Genomic DNA, 18,380 nt, shown 5'->3' with positions numbered 1-18,380 from the left:
CCCGATCACGGGCGCGACGGACCGGCGAGTGTCGCGATCTCAATCCTCGCGCGCGTGCACGCGGCTGCGGTGCAGCAGCATCGCGGCGGCCGCGAGCGAGGCGAAGGCCGAGGCGATCAAGACCGCCATCTTGGCTTGGTCCACGGCTTCGCCATCGAGCGCGAGATCGGCGATCAGCAGGCTCACCGTGAACCCCACGCCGCCGAGCATCGACAGTGCGCCGATGTCCCGCCAGCCCATGCCCCTGGGTTTCTCCGCGAGCTTGAACTTCACCGCGAGCAGGCTGGCGCCGAAGATCCCGACCAGTTTCCCGCCGACCAGGCCGACCAGCACGGCCAGCGGCAACGCCGTGGTGAACACCGCGCTCAGCGATTCGGCGTCCACGGCGATCCCGGCCGCGAACAGCGCGAACAGCGGCACCGCGACCGCGGCCGACCACGGCTGCAACCGGTGTTCGAGCCGGATCGCGGGCGCGTGCTCCTCGCCCTCGTCGGCGCGGACACGGGTGAGCAGGCCGAGTGCGACGCCGGCGATGGTGGCGTGGATGCCGGCGGAGTGCACCGCGACCCAGGTGATCAGGGCCAGCGGCACGTAGATCCAGGCGGTGCGGACGCGGCGCTTCTGCAGGTAGGCGTACAGCGCGAGCGCGACGACGGCGACGCCCGCCGCGACGAGGTCGAACTTCGCGGTGAACAGGATCGCGATGACGAGGATCGCGCCGAGGTCGTCGACCACCGCGAGCGAGAGCAGGAAGACGCGGGCGCTGCTCGGCAGGTTCGACGCGGTCAGGGCGAGGACACCCAGCGCGAACGCGATGTCCGTGGCGACCGGGATGGCCCACGCGCGTTCGATGCCCGGCGTCCCCCAGCCGACCGCGAGCGCGACCAGGGCCGGGACGATCATGCCGCCGATCGCGGCGACCACCGGCAGGATCGCCTGCTTGAACCGCGAAAGTTCGCCGACCACGAGTTCGCGTTTGAGTTCGAGCCCCGCGACGAAAAAGAACAACGCGAGCAGGCCGTCCTTCGCCCAGTCGCCGATCGTCAGATTCAGGTGGAGGAATTCGGGGCCGAGCCGGAAATCGCGGATCGCGCGGTAAATGTCGTCGATGGGCGAATTGGCCCAGATGAGGGCGATCGCGGTGGCGCCGAGCAGGATCATCCCGCCGGTCGTTTCCGTGCGCAGGTAGCGGGCGAACTCTGCGACGGCTTTCGCGGGGCGGGTGGGGCCGGACAAGGCATCCTCCGGGTTTCGGCAACGACGAATACTGTTGCCGACCAGACTTCCCGGCGCACCTTGACGCGATTTTAACGTCTCAAGCTGCGGAAATCTCGCCTTCATGACAGCTGCCACAGAGATCATGCGGACGTCGGTGTCCGTTCCACATGGTGGGCTTCTAGCATGTCAACCGGAAACCGACAACGATGTCTTCACTAAGGACGGCATGGTGAGTACCTCTACCGAGGTCCAGCGAGACACGAGGTTTTTCGGGCACCCACGAGGGCTCGCGAACCTCTTCGGCGTCGAGATGTGGGAGCGTTTCTCGTTCTACGGGATGCTCGGCATCCTCCCGATCTACCTCTACTACGAAGTCAGCCAGGGCGGCCTGGCGCTGCCGAAGGCCTCCGCGCTCGGCATCGTCGGCGCGTACGGCGGCATGGTCTACCTGTCGGCGGTGATCGGCGCCTGGGTCGCGGACCGGGTGCTCGGCTCGGAACGCACGCTGTTCTACAGCGCGATCCTGATCATGATCGGCCACATCAGTCTCGCCGTGCTGCCCGGTCTGGCGGGTATCGGCGTCGGCCTCGTCTGCGTGGCCGTCGGCAGCGGCGGGCTGAAGTCCAACGCCACCGCCATCGTCGGGACGCTGTACGCGCCGGGCGACGAACGTCGTGACGGCGGTTTCACGATCTTCTACATGGGCGTGAACATCGGCGGGTTCGTCGGGCCGCTGCTGACCGGCCTCGCGCAGAGCGAGATCGGCTTCCACGTCGGCTTCGGGCTCGCCGCCGTCGGTATGGCGCTCGGCCTGATCCAGTACACGATCGGCCGGAAGAACCTCGGCGAGAAGGCGGGCGAGGTCCCCAACCCGCTGCCCGCGTCGCAGCGGCCGCTGGTCTTCGGCGGCACCGCGGTGGGTGTCGCCGCGATCGTGCTGCTGGTGGTCTTCGGCGTGATCAACCCGGCGAACCTGGTCGACGTCGTCGTCTGGGCCGTCGCGGTCATCTCGGTGATCTACTTCGTGGTGATCATCAGCAGCAAGAAGATCACCTCCGACGAACGCAGCCGGGTGTACTCGTTCATCCCGATGTTCATCGCGAGCGCCGCGTTCTTCTCGCTGTACCAGCAGCAGTTCACCGTGGTCGCGGCCTACACCGACGAACGGCTGAACCGGACGATCTTCGGCTGGGAGATGCCGGTGGCGTGGGTCAACTCGATCAACCCGGTGTTCATCATCCTGTTCGCGCCGGTGATCGCGGCGATCTGGACGAAACTCGGCCCGCGGCAGCCGTCGTCGCCGATCAAGTTCGTGCTCGGCACGGTCACCATGGGCGTGGCGTTCCTGCTGTTCCTCCCGATGGTCGGCAGCGGCAAGAACGCCAGCCCGCTGCTCGCGCTGGCCGGCATCCTGTTCGTGTTCACCATGGCGGAACTGATGCTTTCGCCGGTCGGTCTCTCGCTGTCGACCAAACTCGCGCCGGAGGCGTTCCGGACGCAGATGGTGGCGCTGAACTTCCTGTCCATCTCGCTCGGGACGGCGATGTCCGGAAAGCTCGCCGAGTTCTACACGGTGGACGACGAAGCGCCGTACTTCAGCATCGTCGGTGGCGTGGCCATCGTGGTCGGTGTCGCGCTCCTGGTGGCGACGCCGATGATCCGCAAGCTGATGAAGGGCGTTCACTGACGCGTTTCATGCCGCACTGACGAGCGATCCTCGAACGTGCTGAAAGGGCCCTTCACCGCATAGACGCGGTGAAGGGCCCTTTCGCTGCTTCTCGCCTCGTGCCCCAAAACGTAACTCGCGTGCTCGAAGACGTAACTCACGTGCTCGAGGGCGAACTCGCGTGCTCAGACGGCGAACTCGCGTGATTGGGCGGCGATGTCGATGTGCGTCTTCGATCACGCGAGTTACGCCTTCAATCACGCGAGTTACGTCTCTGATCACGTGAGTTCGCCGTCTGATCACGCGTGTCGTCCGTCCAAGCACGCGTGTCGTCCGTCTGATCACGCGAGTTACGCCTTTGAGCACGAGAGACGGGGCTTAGCCGACGGTGGTGCCGAACAGCACGCCGACGTAGTAGGTCACCAGCATCGTCAGCGCGCCGACGCCGACGTTCCTCGCGATCGCCCGGCCGGCCCGGGCGTCGCCCAGTTTCGCGCTGATGAACCCGGTCAGCGCCAGCCCGACGACGACCGCGGACGCGCACGCCCACACCCGCGCCGAGGTCGGCGTCCACACGATCGCCAGCAGGGGCAGCAGCGCGCCGACGGTGAACGCCACCAGCGAGGCCCACGCCGCCTGCCACGGACTGGTCAGATTGTCCGGATCGATACCGAGTTCGGCCTCGGCGTGCGCCTGCAGCGCGTCCTTTTCGGTCAGCTCGCGGGCGACCTCCGCGGCGAGTTCCGGCGAAAGGCCCTTCTCTTCGTAGATTTCCGCGAGTTCCCGTTCCTCGGCTTCCGGCATCTCTTTCAGTTCGCGCTTTTCCAGCCGCAACTGCGCGCGTTCGGTGTCGCGTTGTGTACTCACGGAGACGTATTCGCCGCCCGCCATGGAAAGCGCGCCCGCGACCAGTCCCGCGATTCCCGCGGTGGCGATCACGGTGGAGTCGGTGGTCGCGCCCGCGACGCCGACCACGATGCCCGCCACCGAGACGATCCCGTCGTTCGCGCCGAGAACCCCGGCGCGCAACCAGTTCAGCTTGCCGCCGAGGTCCGCGTGCGGTTCGTGCGGATGTGAAGTCGATACGGTATCGGTCACCTTTTCAGTGAAACACAAAGAACGGTACCCGGCGAGCGAAGACCGTTTCGGTCAATGGAGGCAATCCTTATTGACTATTGCCTAACCTAACCCATCGGCTACGTTGTGCCCGTGGCGGAGATGGTGATCCTGATCGGGCTCCAGGCGTCCGGGAAGTCGACGTTCTTCCGGCGCGAGTTCGCGGGGACGCACGTCCACGTCAGCAAGGACACCTTCCCCAATGCCCGGCGGCCGCAGGTCCGGCAACTGCGGATGCTGGCCGAAGCGCTCGACGACGGCCGTTCGGTGGTCGTGGACAACACCAACCCCTCGCCGGAGGAATGGGCGCCGCTGGTCGAAGTCGCCAGGCGGTACGGCGCGCGGGTCCTCGGTTACTGGTTCCCGCCGGATCTCGAAGGCTCCCGAGAGCGCAACGCGCGCCGGAAAGGGAAAACCCGGGTGCCCGACGTCGGTCTGTATGCGACGCTCAAACGCCTCAGGCGCCCGAGCGCCGAAGACGGTTTCGACGAGCTGTACACCGTCGGTTTCGACGGGAAAGGCGGTTTCGTCGTCGCAGCGGGGGTGAACCATGGACGCCGGTGATTTCGAGGCACGGCAACGAGAACGGGAGTGGTTCCACGGGCTGACCGTGCCGCCTGGGGCCTGGACGGTGCTCCGCGTCGACGGCCGGGGTTTCTCGAAGTTCACCGAAGCGCGGTTCGAGAAGCCGTTCGATCCCCGTCTCGCCGACTGCATGGCCGAGGCGGCGAGCGCGTTGCTGGCGGAGTTCGCTTCGCCCTACGTGTACACGGAAAGCGACGAGATCTCGCTCGTGCTCCCTCCCACAGCCGATCTGTTCGGCCGAGGTGTGGAGAAGCTCGTGTCGATCTCCGCCGGGGTCGCGTCGGCCGCGTTCACCCACGCGGCGGGGGTGCCCGCGCACTTCGACGGCCGCGTCTGGCTCGGCACGACGACGGACGACGTCGTCGACTATTTCTCCTGGCGCCAGGCGGACGCGGCCCGATGCGCGCTCAACGGCTGGTGCTACTGGATCCTGCGCAAGGCGGGGAAATCGGCGAGCGAGGCCGGAGCGGCTCTCGAAGGCGCTGGCGTCTCCGAGAAGAACGAGTTGCTCTTCGCGCACGGCGTCAACTTCGCCGAAGTCCCCGCCTGGCAACGGCGCGGCGTCGGGCTGTACTGGGAGTCCTACGAGCGCACCGGATTCGATCCGGTGCGGGGGATCGAGGTCGCCGCGACCCGCCGCCGCGTCCGGCTGGACCGCGAGCTGCCGATGAAGGACGAGTACCGGGCCTTCCTCGGCGAGTTGCTTCAGCCGATCGGTTCGGGCAGCCGCCGCACGGTGTAGGCGAGTTCGATCGTCTCGCCGGTCGCCGGGTCGCCCAGTTCCACGCGCCAGGAGCCGGCGAACTGGTCGACGCCGTGCACCATCGGGATGGTCCCGGAGATCAGCACGGTGCCGGGGGCGTAGAGGTCACGCTCGCGCAGTACGTCCAGCCAGTACGACGGCGGCAGCAGTTCGGCGAGCTTTCCTTGCTGGATCAGGGTTTCCCCGGCCCAGGCGGACAGCGTGAGATCGTCGAGCCGGTCCTGGACGTCGACCAGGCGCCATGCCTTGGCGGCGAGGACGTCGGGGCCCGCGTTCTTGCTCCACGCGACGCCGTGCGCTTCGAGCGCGCGGTCGGTGTGGTCGCAGGCGGCGGTCAGGAGGACGTCCTCGGGCGCGGGGCCGGTGATGACGATAGCCCATTCGGCCTCGCCGGAGGTCCGCTCGTGCTGCACCGGGACCTCGTCGGTCTGGCTCGCCAGGTACGGCGCGACGGGGTAGAGCGCCGGGATCACCGAAGGCGCGGGGACGCCGAGTTCGGCCAGCTCGGCCACGTGGGCGGCGACGTCCTCCTGGCTGCGACCGGCGTATCCGGCGTTCAGCAGCGTGTGGACCTCGGTCCGCCGCTCCTGGCCGTCGGGAAGGGTGAAACGCAGCTCAGGCATCTGTCCTCCGAGATTGGGGGTTGCGCATACAGCTTGTATACAAGGAGTATATCCGCAATTCAACCCCTCCCGGCGGGGTTGCGGATCTCCTACGGACGGATGTGGACATGACCTCACCAGCCGGTGACCGGCGTTCGTTGCACAAGGCCTTCGCGGCCAGCCTCTCGGGCACGGCGCTCGAGTGGTACGACTTCGCGGCCTACTCGGTGGCGGCCGCGACGATCTTCGGGAATCTCTTCTTCCCCTCGGAAGACCAGCTCGCGAGCACGATGGCGGCGTTCTCCACCTACGCCGTCGGCTATCTCGCGCGGCCGCTCGGCGGGTTCCTCTTCGGCCGCCTCGGCGACGTGCTCGGCCGCAAGCGCATCCTGGTCATGACGCTCGTGCTCACCGGGGTGGCGACGTTCCTCATCGGTGTCCTGCCCACGTACGAGACCATCGGCGGCTTCGCGGCGGTGCTGCTCGTCGCGCTGCGGTTCGCGCAGGGTGTCGGCATCGGTGGCGAATGGGGTGGCGCCGTCCTGCTGTCGAGCGAGTTCGGTGATCCGGACAAACGTGGTTTCTGGGCGTCCGCCGCACAGATCGGCCCGCCCGCGGGCAACCTGCTCGCCAACGGTGTCCTCGCCGTGCTGGCCGGGCTGCTCACCGAGGACCAGTTCAACAGCTGGGGCTGGCGGATCGCGTTCCTGCTTTCCGGCGCGCTGGTCGGGTTCGGCCTCTGGATCCGGCTGAAGCTGGAGGAGACGCCGGTCTTCAAGCAGCTCCAAGAGCGCGGCGAACGCTCGTCGGCACCGATCTCCGAGGTCTTCCGCACCGAACGCCGCGCGCTGGTCGCGGCCGTGCTGATCCGGGTCTGCCCGGACGTGCTGTACGCGCTGTTCACCGTCTTCGTCCTCACGTACGTCACCACGCACACCGGCCTCTCGCGCGGCGCCGGGCTGGCCGCGGTGATGATCGGTTCGGCGTTCCAGCTGGTGCTGATGCCGCTGTTCGGCGCGCTGTCGGACCGGGTCTCCCGGCGCAAGATGTACCTGGTCGCGACCATCGCCGCCGGGATCTGGCCGTTCGTGTTCTTCCCGATGGTCAGCGGCGGTTCGTTCCTCATGCTGGCGACCGGCATCGTGCTCGCGCTCGTCATCCACGCGGCGCTCTACGGGCCGCAGGCCGCGCTCGTCACCGAACAGTTCTCGCCGCGGCTGCGTTACACCGGCAGCTCGCTGGCGTACACCCTCGCCGGCGTGATCGGCGGGGCGCCCGCGCCGCTGCTGTTCACGGCGCTGCTGGCCGGTTTCGACACGTGGATCGCGATCGGGATCTACCTGCTCGCCACCGCCGTCGTGACCGTCGTCGGTGTCGCACTCGCCCGTGACCCGGACCGCGAGGAGGCGGCCGCCATGGAGCCCGTGCGATGAACTGGACGACCATGTCCACAGTGGAGGGTCTCCCGCTGACCGGCGGGCACGGCCGGTTCCGGACGCTCGCCACGGCGGAAGGCGGGCTGGCGTACGAGATCTCCTACCCGGCCGGTGTCGCTTCTCCCGTGCACAGCCACGATCACGACAGCATCGTGTACCTGGTTTCGGGTTCGCTGCGCGGCACACTCGACGGCCGGGAAGTGACCCTCGAAGCCGGCGGCACGATCGTCCACCCGCGCGGTGTCCCGCACAGCGTCGAGGCCATTGTGGACAGTCGGTGGATCGAGTTCAAGACGCCGCTGCCCGCGCGGCCGCCGATCGCGGAATGAAAAAACCGGGGCGGACACTGATTTCCAGCGTCCGCCCCGGTCAGGAGGAAAGTCTTACGCGTCCAGCTCGGCCAGCGCCAGCTTCGCCTTCTCCAGCTCGGCTTCGAGCTGAGCGACCTTCGCGGCCTGCAGCTCGCGGGCGGCGTTGATGACCTCGTCGATCGGGCCCGACAGGTCGGCGTGCAGTTCCTTGGCGGCGCGGGACACGGCCGCGGCCGGGATCTCCAGGCCCTTCGCGACCCACTTGCTGCCGTTCTTGAGCTCGGCCTGCCACTCGCCGTCGGCGGTGCCGGTGACCGTGAGGGTCAGCTCGACGGTGCGGGTCTTCTTCGCCGTCGTGGCGACCTTCGGGCGGCCGCGCTTGGGCTTGGGGGACTCCGCCACTGCCTCTTCGGCAGCGGGCTCCGGGTTTTCCGGAGTCTCGGTCTTCGCCTCGGCCGGGGCTTCGGCCGTCTCCGCCTGCGGCGTCGAGTCGACGGGCGCTTCGGTAGCCGCTTCTTCGGACACGGCGTCAGTGCGTGTCAAGGCATCCACGGTCATCGTCGGTGTCGTCTCCTTGCCCGGGTATGGGGTGGTACCCGGCACATCCTAGAACAGGCGTTCGAGTAGAGCGAACCGGGGTGTGGTAGGCGTGTCGGACGCGGAGAACGGCCCGTTCCCCGCGAATTTCGCGGGGAACGGGCCGCTCCGGGTGCTATTCCTCGGTCTTGCCGGACTTCAGGCCCGACGAGATCAGATCCATCACCGACGAGTCGGCCAGCGTGGTCACGTCGCCGACCTGGCGGTTCTCGGCGACGTCACGCAGAAGACGGCGCATGATCTTGCCGGACCGCGTCTTCGGCAGCTCCTGCACGACCAGGATCTGCCGCGGCTTCGCGATCGGCCCGATCTCCTTCGCGACGTGGTTGCGCAGCTCCTGGACGGCCTCATCGCCGCCATCCACGGCGTTGCCGCGCAGGATGACGAACGCGACGATGCCTTGCCCGGTGGTCGGGTCGGTCGCGCCGACGACGGCGGCCTCGGCGACCGTCGGGTGCGAGACCAGCGCGGACTCGACCTCGGTGGTCGAGATGCGGTGCCCGGACACGTTCATCACGTCGTCGACCCGGCCCAGCAGCCAGACGTCGCCGTCGGCGTCGTACTTCGCGCCGTCGCCGGCGAAGTAGTAGCCCTGGTCGGCGAAGCGCGACCAGTAGGTCTCGCGGAACCGCTCCTCGTCGCCCCAGATGCCGCGCAGCATGCCCGGCCACGGCTTGTCGAGTACCAGGTACCCGCCGCCGCCCTTGCCGACCTCGGCACCCTGGTCGTCGACGACCTTCGCCGAGATGCCCGGCAGGGCCTTCTGCGCCGAGCCCGGCTTCGTGGAGGTGACGCCCGGCAGCGGCGAGATCATGATCGCGCCGGTCTCGGTCTGCCACCAGGTGTCGACGATCGGCGCCGAGTTCGCGCCGACGTTCTCGCGGTACCAGATCCACGCTTCGGGGTTGATCGGCTCGCCGACGCTGCCGAGCACGCGCAGCGACGAGAGGTCGTACTTCTGCGGGATCTCGTTGCCCCACTTCATGAACGTGCGGATCAGCGTGGGCGCGGTGTAGTAGATGGAGACCTTGTGCTGCTGCACGATCTCCCAGTGGCGGCCCTCGTGCGGGGTGTTCGGCGTGCCTTCGTAGACGACCTGCGTCGTCCGGTTCGCCAGCGGCCCGTACACGATGTACGTGTGCCCGGTGATCCAGCCGATGTCGGCGGTGCACCAGTAGACGTCTTCGCCTGCCTTGTGGTCGAAGACGTTGTGGTGCGTGTACGCCGCCTGGGTCAGGTAGCCGCCGGAGGTGTGCAGGATGCCCTTCGGCTTCCCGGTGGTGCCGGAGGTGTAGAGGATGAAGAGCGGGTGCTCGGAGTCGAACGCCTGCGGCGCGTGCTCCGCGGACTGGCCGTCGACCAAGTCGTGCCACCAGAGGTCGCGGCCTTCGGTGATCGGCACCTCTTCGCCGGTGCGGCGGACGACGATGACCTTCTCGACCGATTCGGCGCCTTCGAGCGCTTCGTCGACATTGGCCTTCATCGGGGCGGCCTTGCCGCGCCGGTACTGGCCGTCGGTGGTGATGACGATCCGCGCCGCCTGGTCGTCCACGCGAGAACGCAGGGCTGTCGGGGAAAAACCACCGAAGACGACACTGTGCAGGACGCCGATCCGGGCGCACGCGAGCATCGCGACGATCGCTTCGGGCACCATCGGCATCTGGATGGCGACGCGGTCGCCCGCCTCGAGGCCGAGGGACTCGAACGCGTTCGCCGCCTTGGAAACCTCGTCCTTCAGCTGTGCGTAGGTGATGTCCCGGCTGTCGCCGGGCTCGCCGACCCAGTGGATGGCGACCTGGTCGCCGTGCCCGGAATCGACGTGGCGGTCGACGCAGTTGTACGCGACGTTGAGCTTCCCGCCCACGAACCACTTCGCGAACGGCGCATTGGTCCAGTCCAGTACCTGCGACCACTTCGTTTCCCAGTGCAGGCGCTCGGCCTGCTTGGCCCAGAACGCTTCCCGGTCTGCGTCGGCTTCGGCGTAGAAGTCGGCGGTGGCATTCGCTTGCGCGCTGAAAGCCTCACTCGGGGGGAAGGTCCTGCTCTCCGTGAGCAAATTGTCCAGCGCCGGCGACTGCTCGGTCATGGTGCGATGCCTCCTGTGATTCGCGTGTCTTCACGCCCGTTGGCACGCTATCGACGTTACGACGCGAAGTAAAAGGTTGCATCGTGGTTGCGCGCGGCATTCACACGCTTGAGGACAAAGCGGTACGGACCGCCGGCCATTCTGGTCCGGTGAGGGAGTAGACGACGGTGTCACGGATGGTTCCGTCCGGCCGGACGCGGTGCGCGCGCAGCACCCCTTCCCGCTGCGCGCCGAGACGTTCGATCGCCTTCTGCGACTTGAGGTTGCGGATGTCGGTCTCCCACGAGACGCGGTTCGCGCCGAGGTCGTCGAAAGCGTGGCGCAGCAACAGGAGTTTCGACTCGCGGTTGAGCCCGGTCCGCTGCCATTCGGAACCGATCCAGGTGTGGCCGATGGAAACGATCTTGTGGCGCGCGCTCATCGCGTAGAACGACGTCGTGCCCGCGACCTCGCCGGTGCGCGCGTCGATCTGGGCCCAGGCGCGGCGGTCGGCGTCGGCGAGGATGTCTTCGACCATCGCTTCGGCCGCGGAGAGGTCCTGCGGCTGCCGGAGGCTGAGCCAGGTCCAGATCGCCGGGTCGGAGCCCGCGGCGAACAGGCCCTTCGTGTGGTCGCGGGTGAGGGGTTCGAGGCGGACGCGTTCGCCGGTCAAGGTCGCATGGTCGTTCCAGTCGGTCACGATCTTGACGTTACGACCGGCAATGGCCTTACTGGATAGCCAGTTTCGAAGCATTCGAGAAGGCCACTAAGCCGTTGCCTATGCTCGCGGGAACGATCGACGAAGGCGAGGCAGCATGGCCGAGGAGCGGGAAGAGCTCACGTGGGAGTTGTTCGGGACTGCCAGCAGGGAGCTCGCGCAAGCCGTCGCCGACGACGGCTTCGAGCCGGACCTCATCCTGTCGATCGCGCGCGGCGGGCTGTTCGTCGCCGGCGCGCTCGGCTACGCGCTCGACGTCAAGAATCTGCACGTGATGAACGTCGAGTTCTACACCGGCGTCGACCAGCGGCTCGATCTGCCGGTGATGCTGCCGCCGGTGCCGAACGTCGTCGACCTGACGAAGAAGAAGGTGCTCGTCGCCGACGACGTCGCGGACACCGGCGCGACCTTGAAGCTGGTCCGCGACTTCTGCGCCGACCACGTCGCCGAGGTGCGCTGCGCGGTCGTCTACGAGAAGCCGCGCTCCGAGGTCAAATGCGAGTATGTCTGGAAGCACACGGACCGCTGGATCAACTTCCCATGGTCGGTACAGGCGCCCGTGGTGCGGCGCGTGGGCCAGGTGCTGGACGCGTGACTGATCCGCTGAAGCCGCTGCTGGACCTCGAAGGGGTCGCCGCGGCCGCGAAATCGGCGCAGGACGCGGTGTTCGCCGTCCACCGGCTGCCCGCCAACCTGCGCGGTGGCGCGGCGACGGCCGCCGAAGCGTCCGTGCGGTCGGCGCGGGCGTCGGCCGGGATCGAAGGCGCCGCGCCCGAACTGCCCGAATCCGGTGAAGTGACCGATCCGGTGCTGGCGGGCGCGCTGCGCGTCGCGGAAGCGCTGGAGGGTCTGCTCCCGACGTGGCGGCGTGCGCCGTTGCAGGCGTTGGCGCGTTTGCACGTTCTCGCCGCGTCGGACCTGGTGACGGATCTCGACGCGCTGGGGCGGCCGCGGTCGTCCGGTGACGTCGGGCCGCGGCTGGAGATGCTGGCGCAACTGGTCACCGGCGCGACGTCGGTGCCGGGGCCGGTGCTGACCGCCGTCGTACACGGGGAACTGTTGGCGCTCAAGCCTTTCGGCTCCGCGGACGGTATCGTCGCGCGGGCTGCGGCGCGGCTTTCCGCGGTGGCGACCGGGCTGGATCCGAAGGCGCTGACGGTGCCGGAGGTCGCGTACTTCCGGCGGGTGCCGAAGTATCTCGAGGCCGCTTCGGCCTTCAGCTCCGGCACTCCCGACGGCGTCCGCGCATGGCTGCTCTTCTCGTGTGAAGCGTTCGAGGCGGGCGCCCGCGAGGCGAAGTCGATCTCCGATGCCGCCGGCTGACCTCCCGCATTTCGTCCTCTGAATGCGGTGGTTCGCGATACCAACGACCGCATTCAAAGGACGAAATGCGGGAGTGGGGTGAACCCACACGGGATCTTGCCCAGGTGTGGTTCGTGACCACATGGCTTAAGCGGGCCGGGAGACCTAACGTCGTCCGGCATGAGTGGTGCGTATCACAGCGATCTGGCCGGTAAATCCGCGCTGGTCACGGGCGCGGCGAGCGGGATCGGCCTGGCCTGCGCCGAAGCGCTCGCCGAGGCGGGGGCCAAGGTCCACCTCGCCGACATCGACGACGCCGTCGAGAAGGCGGCGGCCGACGTCGACGGCATCGCGCACGTCGTCGACCTCACCGACGCCCAGGCCGTCGAGACCCTCCCGGCGGAGATCGACATCCTCGTCAACAACGCCGGTTTCCAGCACATCGCGCCGATCCACGAGTTCCCGCCGGAGACGTTCACCCGCATCCAGGCGCTCATGGTCACCGCGCCGTTCCTGCTGATCCGCCGCGCGCTGCCGCATATGTACGACCGCGGCTGGGGGCGCGTGGTCAACATGTCCAGCGTCCACGGCCTCCGCGCGAGCCCGTTCAAATCCGCGTACGTCACCGCGAAGCACGCGCTCGAAGGCCTCTCCAAGGTCACCGCGCTCGAAGGCGCGGAGCACGGCGTGACCAGCAACTGCGTCAACCCCGGCTATGTCCGCACGCCGCTGGTCACCGGCCAGCTCCAGGCGCAGGCCGAGGAGCACGGTCTCGAACGCGACGCGGTGATCGAACAAGTCCTCCTACGCCGTTCCGCGATCAAGCGGCTCATCGAACCCGCCGACGTCGCCGCGTGCGTGCTCTGGCTGTCCGGCGAGCACGCCGCCCATGTCACCGGCACCTCCATCCCCCTCGACGGCGGCTGGACCGCCGCGTGAATCCCCAAGAAAGGACGTCTTCGGTGACCACACAGAACCGTGGCTCGATCGCGAAGGTCGTCAGCGCCAGCCTGATCGGAACGACGATCGAGTGGTACGACTTCTTCCTCTACACCTCCGCCGCGGCGCTGGTGTTCGGCAAATTGTTCTTCCCCACCAACGATCCGCTCACCGGCACGCTGCTCGCTTTCCTGACCTACGCCGTCGGTTTCCTCGCTCGCCCGATCGGCGGGCTGGTGTTCGGCCACTTCGGCGACCGCGTCGGCCGCAAGAAGCTGCTGGTGCTGAGCCTGTTGCTGATGGGCGGTTCCACCTGCGCGATGGGCATCCTCCCGACGTATGCCACGGTCGGGGTCCTGGCGCCGATCCTGCTGACGCTCCTGCGGCTCGTGCAGGGTTTCGCGCTCGGCGGCGAATGGGGTGGCGCGGTGCTGATCGTCTCCGAACACGGCGACGACAAACGCCGCGGATTCTGGGCGTCCTGGCCGCAATGCGGTGCTCCCGGCGGTAATCTGCTCGCGACGGCGGTCCTGGCGATCCTCGCCGCGACGCAGTCCGACGAGGCGTTCCTCAGCTGGGGCTGGCGGATCCCGTTCCTGCTTTCCGGTGTCCTCGTGGTGATCGGGCTGTGGATCCGGCTCGCGGTCAGCGAATCGCCCGTGTTCCTCGCGGCGCAGAAGAACAACGCGACCACGCACGCCCCGGTCGTCGAAGTGTTCCGCAAGAGCTGGCGCGCGGTGCTGATCACGATCGGTTCCCGCATGGCGGAGAACGTCTCGTACTACGTGATCACCGCGTTCATCCTCGTCTACGTCACCACCGGGCTGGGCCTGCCGAAATCGGCGGGACTCAACGCGGTGCTCATCGGTTCGGCCGTGCACTTCCTGACCATTCCCTTGTGGGGCATGCTTTCCGACCGGATCGGCCGCCGCCCCGTGTACCTGTTCGGCGCGGTCGGCATGGCGGTGTGGAGTTTCGCGTTCTTCGCGATGCTCGACACGAAGAATTCGGGTGTCATCATTCTCGCGGCGACCGTGGGGCTCGTGCTGCACGGCGCGATGTACGGCCCGCAGGCCGCGTTCTTCTCCGAGCAGTTCCCGACGCGGGTGCGCTACACCGGCCTTTCGGTCGGCGGTCAGCTGTCGTCGATCGCGGCCGGGGCGGTGGCGCCGCTCATCGCGGTCGCGTTGTTCAAGGAGTTCGGCAGCACGATCCCGGTCTCGCTCTACGTGGTCGCGATGTGCGTGCTGACCGTGATCGCCCTGCTCGCCGCCCGCGAGACCAAGGGCGAGTCGCTCCACTCCGAGGTTCTCACGGAGCGCGGCCGCGTGTCAGCATGACCCTTGTGGACAGTTCCGCACAGTTGCGCCGGCTGCTCGAACTGCTCGCCTCCGGGGCGGGCAGCGAGCAGCTGGCGCACGTCCCCGTCGACCCGAAGGCCACCGAGCTGGCGCTGCGGATCCGGGACACCGTCGCGGAGCACCGGCGGCGCGAGGCGGAGCTGGCCGCGTTGTTCGACACGGCGAGCGACCTCGCGCGGCTGGACGATCCGGACGCCGTCCTCCGGTCGATCGTGCGGCGGGCACGGGCGTTGCTCGGTGTCGACGTCTCGTATCTCAGCCTCAACGACGAAACCGAAGGCAACACCTACGTCCGGGTCACCGACGGGTCGGTTTCCGCGCTGTTCCAGGACATCGTGCTGGGCATGGGCGAGGGGCTCGGCGGGCTGGTCGCGCAGACCGCGCGGCCGTACGCGACGGCGGACTACTTCAACGACAAGCGGTTCCGGCACACGTCGTCGATCGACACCGGCGTGCTCGACGAGGGATTGACCGCGATCCTCGGGGTGCCGCTGGCGATCGGCAGCAAGGTCATCGGGGTGCTGTTCGCCTCCGACCGCACCACCCGCGAGTTCTCACCCGACGAGGTCGCGCTGCTGTCGTCGCTGGCCGACCACGCGGCGATCGCGCTGGACAACGCGCATCTGCTCGACGAGACGCGCCGCGCGGTCGCCGAACTGAACGCCGCGAACGCGACGATCAGCGCGCACAACGACGCGATGCGCCGCGCCGAGGACGCGCACGACCGGCTGATGGATCTCGTGCTGCGCGGCGGCGATCTGGCCGAGGTCGCCGCCGCGGTCGCGGACGTCCTCGGCGGTGCGATCGCCGTCTACGACGCCGACGGCGTCGTCCTCGCCCGGACCGGCGGCGAGCTGAACCTCTCGCGTGCGGCGGTTTCCGCGTCCAGGACGAGCGGGCGCGCTGTGTCCACTGAGGACGGTTGGCTGTGCGCGGTCCAGGCGGGGCAGGAATTACTCGGCAGCCTGGTGCTCGGCGGCGGGCGGTCGCTCGGCGAGGCCGATCGGCGGCTGTTCGAGCGGGCGGGCGTGGTCACCGCGGTGCTGCTGATGCAACGGCGTTCCGTCGCGCGCGCCGAGGACGAGGTGCGCGGCGAGCTGCTCTCGGACCTGCTCACCGCGCCCGGCCGCAATCCCGCCGCGCTACTGGCCCGCGGTCGCCGCCTGGGGGTCGATTTGTCGACATCACACGCGGTGCTGGTCGCGCATGCCGACGATGTCTCCCGGCGGAGGCTGGCCACCGCGGCCGCCCGGTACGCGGATCTCGTCGGTGTCCATGCCGACGAGGTCGTCCTGCTGGTCCGCGGCGCGGACGCCGGGGCGCTGGCCAGGTCCGTCGCCGCCGAACTGGCGTCCACAATGGACTGTCCGGTGACGGTGGGCGCGGCGGGGCCGGCTGCGTCACCGAGGGAGCTGGCCGTGGCGCACGCCGAAGCCGCGCGCTGCGTCGCGTCGTTGCTGGCCCTGGGTCGGGCGGGGGAAGGCGCGAGCATGGCCGACCTCGGTTTCGTCGGGCTGCTGCTCGGCGAGCACGCCGACCTCGGCGCGTACGTGACCGCCACGATCGGCCCGGTGCTCGACTACGACGAGCGCCGCGGCACGGATCTGATCGGCACACTCCGCGCGTATTTCGCCTGCGGCGGCAACTTGACGCGCGCGAAGGACCTCCTCCACGTGCACGTCAACACGGTCGTGCAGCGGCTGGACCGCATCGCGTCACTGCTGGGTGAGCACTGGCAGGCGCCCGAGCGCGCGCTGGAACTCCAGCTCGCGCTCAGGCTGCACCGCCTCACCAATGACCGAAACGGATGACGTCGCCGAATTCGCGCCGGGCGATCGTGGTCGCCGACGAGCCGGGCGACGGGCCGGATTCGGCACCGTGTCCGAGCGCCACGACGCCGATCGGGTCGTGATCCTCCGGCACCCCGAATTCGCCGTGCAGCCGCTCCACGCTTTCCGGCGCCAGCCCGAAGAACACCGCGCCGAGACCTTCGTCGACGGCCGTCTGGAGGATCAGCATCGTCGCCATCCCGGTGTCGACGTCCCAGTACGGCACCCGCCACCACGAGTCGTCGCCCTCGGCGAAGCCCTTGTCCGGCTTGGCATAGCGGTCGAGGTACGCGTTCTTGACCGAGAGCGGGACGATCGCGACCGGGGCCGTGGTCACGGTATCCGGTGCCCAGCTCGCCCCGAACTCCCAGAACTTCGCGAGTTCCCCGCCGGTGAGGACGAGAAAGCCTTGCCCCTGTGAGAAACCGGCGGAGGGGCCTTTGAGCGCGTTGCGCAGGATGCGCTGAAGGCTCGCCTCGGCGACGGGTTCGTCGGTGAACTTCCGGACCATGCGACGGCGTCGTACGACGTCCTGGAATTCCATGCGATCAGCTTAGTGCGCAAGTGGTCGCCAGGTCACCGCTCGCACGCGGGATCGTCGCGGAAGCGGGCGGGCGGACGCCGTCGAGCCAGCCTTCGAGCGCGGTGAACGCGGTGCGGAAACACGGGCCGATGGGCCGCAGCTTGTCCGGGGACGCGTCGTACAGGCCGTCGACGTGGTTGCCGTCGACGATCCGGTAGTAGCGCTGGAGCCCGGCGCGGCCCTGTCCGGCGATCATCCGCTGGTAGACGTCGGAATCGTGGGTGATCGGCAGGAGCGTGTCGAGGGTGCCGTGCAGGGTGATCAGCGGTTTGCCGATCCGGCCGGTCAGCGAGATCCGTTCCACCGCGCGGTGCACCGACGGCGGGCGAGCGGCGTAGTCGTAGTCGGTCCCGGTGAACGACGGATCGAATTCGGCCTGATAGATGCGCTGGGTCAGGCCCCAATAGACGTCGTTGTGGTACGGCCAGAGGAATTCCGAACCCGGCGCGAAACCGGCGTCGAGAATTTCTTGGTGGGCTTGCGCGGAACCGGCGGCGTACGCGGGGTAGGCCTTGATCGCGGGCGGCAGGAAGGTGAACAGGTTCGGGCCGTCTTCGTGCCAAAGCGTGCCCTCCCAGTCGATGCCGCCGTCGTAGAGCCACGGCCGGTTCTCGAGCTGCCAGCGGACGAGGTAACCGCCGTTCGACATCCCGGCCGCGAGCGTGCGGCTCGGCAGGCGCCCGTAGCGGTGCGCGACGGCGGCCTTCGCGGCGACCGTCAGCTGGGTGACCCGTGAATTCCACTCGGCGAGCGCGTCACCGGGGCGGCGTCCGTCGGTGTGGAAGTCAGCGCCGGTGTTGCCCTTGTCGGTGGCGGCGAACGCGTAGCCGGCGGCGAGGACCTGGTCGCCGATCGCGCGATCGTTCGCGTACTGCCGTCGCACCCCGGGCGATCCCGAAACCACGAGTCCGCCGTTCCAGCGATCGGGCAGCCGCAGCACGAACTGCGCGTCGTGGTTCCAGCCGTGTGTCGTGTTGGACCTCGAGGAGTCCGGGAAGTAGCCGTCGATCTGGATACCGGGAACGCCCTTGGGGGCGGGGAACCCGGCGGAGGTGAGCCCGGCCCAGTCGGCCTGCACGGTGTGCCCGGTGACCAGGGTGCCTGCGGTCGTCAGATCGTCCAAACAGGACAGTTTTTGGTTCGCCGCCCCGGGCACGCGTACGTTCGCGCAACCGCCCGCCGCCTGGGCGGGCACAGCCAGGGCCAGCATCATCGCGAGGACCAGAAAGAGCCGCATCGGACGACGGTAAGCGGCGTTTTCGGGTGGGGGTACCCGGCGCGGCCACACA

The 18,380-nt window shown here is 68.5% G+C and carries 18 protein-coding genes; 10 read left to right on the top strand and 8 right to left on the bottom strand.

All coding sequences use genetic code 11. The features are described from left to right. Positions 1–39 precede the first annotated feature (39 nt). Positions 40–1,236, bottom strand: coding sequence for a Na+/H+ antiporter NhaA (gene nhaA / locus ACZ3HL_RS38645; RefSeq protein ID WP_465410423.1), 1,197 nt, complete (start codon positions 1,234–1,236; stop codon positions 40–42). A gap of 208 nt (positions 1,237–1,444) precedes the next feature. Here nhaA and ACZ3HL_RS38640 point away from each other — a divergent pair, with 208 nt between their 5' ends. Then, entirely contained in the window at positions 1,445–2,905 is a 1,461-nt protein-coding gene (locus ACZ3HL_RS38640) for a peptide MFS transporter (protein ID WP_465410424.1), read from the top strand. Positions 2,906–3,262: 357 nt separating this feature from the next. Here ACZ3HL_RS38640 and ACZ3HL_RS38635 read toward each other — a convergent pair whose 3' ends face one another. Then, positions 3,263–3,982 carry a VIT1/CCC1 transporter family protein gene (locus ACZ3HL_RS38635; RefSeq protein ID WP_465536545.1) on the bottom strand — a complete coding sequence of 240 codons (720 nt, stop codon included), beginning with the start codon at positions 3,980–3,982 and terminating at the stop codon, positions 3,263–3,265. Positions 3,983–4,102: 120 nt separating this feature from the next. On the opposite strand from ACZ3HL_RS38635, the gene ACZ3HL_RS38630 reads away from it, so the two are divergent. Then, positions 4,103–4,564, top strand: a complete 462-nt coding sequence (locus ACZ3HL_RS38630; RefSeq protein ID WP_465411192.1) for an AAA family ATPase — start codon at positions 4,103–4,105, stop codon at positions 4,562–4,564. Then, complete coding sequence (locus ACZ3HL_RS38625) at positions 4,551–5,327, top strand: tRNA(His) guanylyltransferase Thg1 family protein (protein ID WP_465410426.1); 777 nt, start codon at positions 4,551–4,553, stop codon at positions 5,325–5,327. Before ACZ3HL_RS38630 ends, ACZ3HL_RS38625 begins: the two co-directional genes overlap by 14 nt. Here ACZ3HL_RS38625 and ACZ3HL_RS38620 read toward each other — a convergent pair. Further along, a complete protein-coding gene (locus tag ACZ3HL_RS38620; RefSeq protein ID WP_465536543.1) occupies positions 5,291–5,971 on the bottom strand; it encodes a DUF2848 domain-containing protein in 681 nt (226 codons plus the stop codon). The genes ACZ3HL_RS38625 and ACZ3HL_RS38620 overlap by 37 nt on opposite strands. 107 nt (positions 5,972–6,078) lie before the next feature. Between ACZ3HL_RS38620 and ACZ3HL_RS38615 the strand changes: the two genes are divergently transcribed. Both ACZ3HL_RS38615 and ACZ3HL_RS38610 read left to right on the top strand, forming a co-directional pair. After that, the gene (locus ACZ3HL_RS38615; RefSeq protein WP_465536541.1) at positions 6,079–7,383 is read left to right on the top strand and encodes an MFS transporter; all 1,305 of its coding nucleotides are present in this window, start codon (positions 6,079–6,081) and stop codon (positions 7,381–7,383) included. Next, positions 7,380–7,715, top strand: a complete 336-nt coding sequence (locus ACZ3HL_RS38610; protein WP_465536540.1) for a cupin domain-containing protein — start codon at positions 7,380–7,382, stop codon at positions 7,713–7,715. The genes ACZ3HL_RS38615 and ACZ3HL_RS38610 overlap by 4 nt, the downstream gene beginning before the upstream one ends. A gap of 54 nt (positions 7,716–7,769) precedes the next feature. On the opposite strand, the gene ACZ3HL_RS38605 is transcribed toward ACZ3HL_RS38610, so the two are convergent. The 3 genes from ACZ3HL_RS38605 to ACZ3HL_RS38595 all read right to left on the bottom strand — a co-directional run bounded on the left by ACZ3HL_RS38605 (position 7,770) and on the right by ACZ3HL_RS38595 (position 11,059). After that, complete coding sequence (locus ACZ3HL_RS38605) at positions 7,770–8,255, bottom strand: DUF6319 family protein (protein WP_192744012.1); 486 nt, start codon at positions 8,253–8,255, stop codon at positions 7,770–7,772. Positions 8,256–8,409: 154 nt separating this feature from the next. Then, positions 8,410–10,380, bottom strand: a complete 1,971-nt coding sequence (gene acs / locus ACZ3HL_RS38600) for an acetate--CoA ligase (protein WP_465536538.1) — start codon at positions 10,378–10,380, stop codon at positions 8,410–8,412. A 100-nt stretch (positions 10,381–10,480) separates the two neighbouring features. Next, entirely contained in the window at positions 10,481–11,059 is a 579-nt protein-coding gene (locus ACZ3HL_RS38595; RefSeq protein WP_465536536.1) for a GNAT family N-acetyltransferase, read from the bottom strand. A gap of 115 nt (positions 11,060–11,174) precedes the next feature. On the opposite strand from ACZ3HL_RS38595, the gene ACZ3HL_RS38590 reads away from it, so the two are divergent. The 5 genes from ACZ3HL_RS38590 to ACZ3HL_RS38570 all read left to right on the top strand — a co-directional run bounded on the left by ACZ3HL_RS38590 (position 11,175) and on the right by ACZ3HL_RS38570 (position 16,490). Next, a complete protein-coding gene (locus ACZ3HL_RS38590; protein WP_034314770.1) occupies positions 11,175–11,672 on the top strand; it encodes a phosphoribosyltransferase in 498 nt (165 codons plus the stop codon). Next, positions 11,669–12,400, top strand: a complete 732-nt coding sequence (locus ACZ3HL_RS38585; RefSeq protein WP_465536534.1) for a Fic family protein — start codon at positions 11,669–11,671, stop codon at positions 12,398–12,400. The genes ACZ3HL_RS38590 and ACZ3HL_RS38585 overlap by 4 nt, the downstream gene beginning before the upstream one ends. Positions 12,401–12,559: 159 nt before the next feature. After that, positions 12,560–13,318, top strand: coding sequence for a 3-hydroxybutyrate dehydrogenase (locus ACZ3HL_RS38580; protein ID WP_465536532.1), 759 nt, complete (start codon positions 12,560–12,562; stop codon positions 13,316–13,318). A 23-nt stretch (positions 13,319–13,341) separates the two neighbouring features. Then, a complete protein-coding gene (locus tag ACZ3HL_RS38575) occupies positions 13,342–14,658 on the top strand; it encodes an MFS transporter (protein WP_465410437.1) in 1,317 nt (438 codons plus the stop codon). After that, positions 14,655–16,490, top strand: coding sequence for a helix-turn-helix domain-containing protein (locus ACZ3HL_RS38570; RefSeq protein WP_465536530.1), 1,836 nt, complete (start codon positions 14,655–14,657; stop codon positions 16,488–16,490). The genes ACZ3HL_RS38575 and ACZ3HL_RS38570 overlap by 4 nt, the downstream gene beginning before the upstream one ends. On the opposite strand, the gene ACZ3HL_RS38565 is transcribed toward ACZ3HL_RS38570, so the two are convergent. Together ACZ3HL_RS38565 and ACZ3HL_RS38560 are read right to left on the bottom strand one after the other, a co-directional pair. Further along, on the bottom strand, positions 16,468–17,052 hold the full coding sequence (locus tag ACZ3HL_RS38565) for a nitroreductase family protein (protein ID WP_465536528.1): 585 nt from the start codon (positions 17,050–17,052) through the stop codon (positions 16,468–16,470). The genes ACZ3HL_RS38570 and ACZ3HL_RS38565 overlap by 23 nt on opposite strands. A 4-nt stretch (positions 17,053–17,056) precedes the next feature. After that, positions 17,057–18,328 (bottom strand): tannase/feruloyl esterase family alpha/beta hydrolase, encoded by a 1,272-nt coding sequence (locus ACZ3HL_RS38560; protein ID WP_465536526.1) that lies wholly within the window; start codon positions 18,326–18,328, stop codon positions 17,057–17,059. Positions 18,329–18,380 lie beyond the last annotated feature (52 nt).

The organism is Amycolatopsis sp. NPDC000009 (assembly GCF_055563465.1).
The sequence above is the reverse complement of the archived record's forward strand: the minus strand, read 5'-3'. Positions and strand labels throughout refer to the sequence as shown.